Annotated in this window: 3 protein-coding genes and 1 pseudogene; all 4 read left to right on the forward strand. The window is 69.3% G+C overall.

Annotation, left to right across the window (positions count from 1 at the left end):
* Positions 1–206: 206 nt before the first annotated feature.
* The gene (locus QH283_RS13210; RefSeq protein ID WP_011207200.1) at positions 207–620 is read left to right on the forward strand and encodes a roadblock/LC7 domain-containing protein; all 414 of its coding nucleotides are present in this window, start codon (positions 207–209) and stop codon (positions 618–620) included.
* A 7-nt stretch (positions 621–627) separates the two neighbouring features.
* On the forward strand, positions 628–1,002 hold the full coding sequence (locus tag QH283_RS13215; protein WP_280503299.1) for a DUF742 domain-containing protein: 375 nt from the start codon (positions 628–630) through the stop codon (positions 1,000–1,002).
* Positions 983–1,585, forward strand: coding sequence for a GTP-binding protein (locus tag QH283_RS13220; protein ID WP_174375360.1), 603 nt, complete (start codon positions 983–985; stop codon positions 1,583–1,585). The genes QH283_RS13215 and QH283_RS13220 overlap by 20 nt, the downstream gene beginning before the upstream one ends.
* Positions 1,586–1,913: 328 nt before the next feature.
* Positions 1,914–2,591: pseudogene (locus QH283_RS13225) on the forward strand (carboxyl transferase domain-containing protein); the annotation flags it as partial.
* Positions 2,592–2,729 lie beyond the last annotated feature (138 nt).

The raw sequence follows: 2,729 nt of genomic DNA on the forward strand, positions 1-2,729 counted from the left end.
AAAAACCTTAAAAACCCCCCGGGGGGGCCTGCCCCCCCCCGCTTCGGGGGGGAAGGGTCCCCCCGGGGCCCCTCCCGCGCCCCCGCGGATCGCCCGCCGAGGCGCGATCCGGAGTCGATCAGGTCCAGCTTGAGTCGTCACCAGAAGGGCGTCCGGGATGGCCGCGCAATGAGAGCAATGAACCTAACCGGAGATAAAGGAGACCGATGAACCCCGATCTAGGTGGTACGAACCGTCAGCTGGATTGGCTGGTTTCGAACTTCGCCAACGAGGTTCCTGGCGTAGCTCATGCCGTCCTGGTCTCGGCTGACGGCCTGCTGATGGCCGCGAGCGCCCAGCTGCCCGTCGATCGCGCAGAACAACTCTCGGCGGTGACCGCCGGCCTGGCCAGCCTTTCGGTGGGTGTGTCCAACCTGTTCGAAGGCGGCACGGTGCTGCAGTCCGTCGTGGAGATGGAGCACGGCTACCTGCTGCTGATGGCAGTGGGCGACGGCTCCTACCTCGCGGTGCTGACCAACACGTCCTGCGATATCGGCCAGGTCGGCTACGAGATGGCGCTGCTGGTCGAACGGGTGGGCCAGACCGTACAGGCCACGCCGCGTGTCACGATGGGTTCCTGATGGTGGGATGGACATAGAAGATCACCACGTGGAGAGCGCCGAGCCGAGCCTCGTCAGGCCGTACTCGCTGACCGCGGGCCGCACGCGGCCCAAGGTCGAGCTGGCGCTCGAGGCGCTCGTCGCCTCACAGCCGGTCGCTTTGGAACGGCAGTTCGAGCTGACCAACATCGAGACGTCGATCGTGGAGTTGTGCAGAGAATCGCCGTCCGTCGCCGAAGTGGCGGCGCGGCTCGGGATTCCGATCGGAGTCGCGCGGGTACTCGTAGCGGACTTGATCGAAGCCGGGCACGTGCGCGTTTCGGCGACATTGAAAGAGGATTCCAGCGACGATGAACGTCGCGAGTTGATCGAAAGGGTTCTCAGTGGACTCCGGCGTATTTGATTCGACGGCGCAGGTCGATACCCGCACCAGCAAACCGACCTCGGCCAAGATCGTGGTCGCGGGCGGCTTCGGTGTCGGCAAGACCACGTTGGTCGGTGCTGTCTCGGAGATCGTTCCGCTGCGCACCGAAGCATTGGTCACCAACGCCAGTGCCGGCATCGACAACCTGACCGGCATTCCGATGAAGTCGACCACCACGGTGGCGATGGACTTCGGCCGGATCAGTCTCGCCGACGACCTGGTGCTGTACTTGTTCGGCACGCCGGGCCAGTACCGCTTCTGGTTCATGTGGGACGACCTGATCCGCGGCGCCATCGGCGCGGTCGTGCTGGTTGACACCCGCAGGCTCGAGGACAGCTTCGCCGCCGTCGACTACTTCGAGGCGCGCAATCTGCCGTTCCTGGTGGCGTTGAACGAGTTCGACGACGCGCCGCGGTACCCGATCGAGGACATCAGGCAGGCGCTGGCGGTCTCCGCCGACGTGCCGATCCTGTCCATCGACGCCCGCCGCCGCGAGCCGGCCAAGCAGGCGCTGGTCGCGCTGACCGAGTACGCGCTGCGCAAGGTGATGCAGGGCTACTGAGCCGCCGCGGTGCCGTCCGGCGCTGCGGTCGCCAGGGGTTCGGCCGCCTGGTGCCGGAGTTCGTTCGGCGCGGAGCCGGGGGTGCTGTGGGGTAGCAGCACCGAGTCCGTCCGCGCGGTCCGAGGGCCGTCGCACCGAGCACACGACGATATCGCGGCACCGCCCGGGGTGGTGCCGCGATCTTGTGCTGTCCGGGAAGGGCGGCCGCGGTCGCGTCGCGCCGGTCGTGCGCCATGGCCGTCGTGCTCGATCACGAACCGCCGCTGCCGCGGTGAGCACAGCGCACACGGTCGTCCTGCTCTCGCATAGGGCGCGATACGCTCGCGCGATGCGGATATCGGCGCGAGAACTACTCGGGCAGTTGCTCGATGCGGACTCCTTCGTGAGCTGGGACGGCCCGCCGGTGACGGTCGGCGCTTCCGAGCGCTATCGCGGTGAGCTGCGCGCGGCGCGCGAGGCCGCGGGCACCGACGAGGCGGTGCTGACCGGCGAGGGCCTGTTGCGCGGCAGGCGGGTGGCCGTGATCGCCTGCGAATTCGGTTTCCTGGCCGGGTCGATCGGCGTGGCCGCCGCGGAGCGCATCGTCTCGGCGGTGGAACGGGCCACCGAGCTCGGTCTGCCGCTGATCGCCTCGCCCACCTCGGGCGGGACCAGGATGCAGGAGGGCACGGTCGCCTTCGTGCAGATGATCAAGATCGCCGGCGCGGTGACCGCGCACAAGGCGGCGGGCCATCCCTATCTGGTCTACCTGCGCAATCCCACCATGGGCGGTGTGTTCGCCTCCTGGGGGTCGCTGGGGCACATGACCTTCGCCGAGCCGGGCGCCATGGTCGGCTTCCTCGGCCCGCGCGTCTATCAGGCGCTCTACGGGGAGAAGTTCCCCGAGGGCGTGCAGACCGCCGAGAACCTCTACCGCCACGGCGTGATCGACGGCGTGCTGCCGGTCTCGGTCTTCCGCCGTATCTCTCATCGCGCGCTGAGCGTGTGCAGCGGGGTGGTGCTGCCCGACCACGCGCCAGCGCACGCCGCGGCGCCGGCGGCGGGGCGGGCCCCGCCCGGGGGGGGGGGCGGCGGCGGGACCGATGTGGCGCGGGGGGGGTAGCCGCCCAGGGGGTGGGGGGTGGTGTCCCCCCCCCCCCGCCCG

Origin of the sequence: Nocardia farcinica, from assembly GCF_029867845.1 — a bacterium.
Taxonomy (GTDB): domain Bacteria; phylum Actinomycetota; class Actinomycetes; order Mycobacteriales; family Mycobacteriaceae; genus Nocardia; species Nocardia farcinica_A.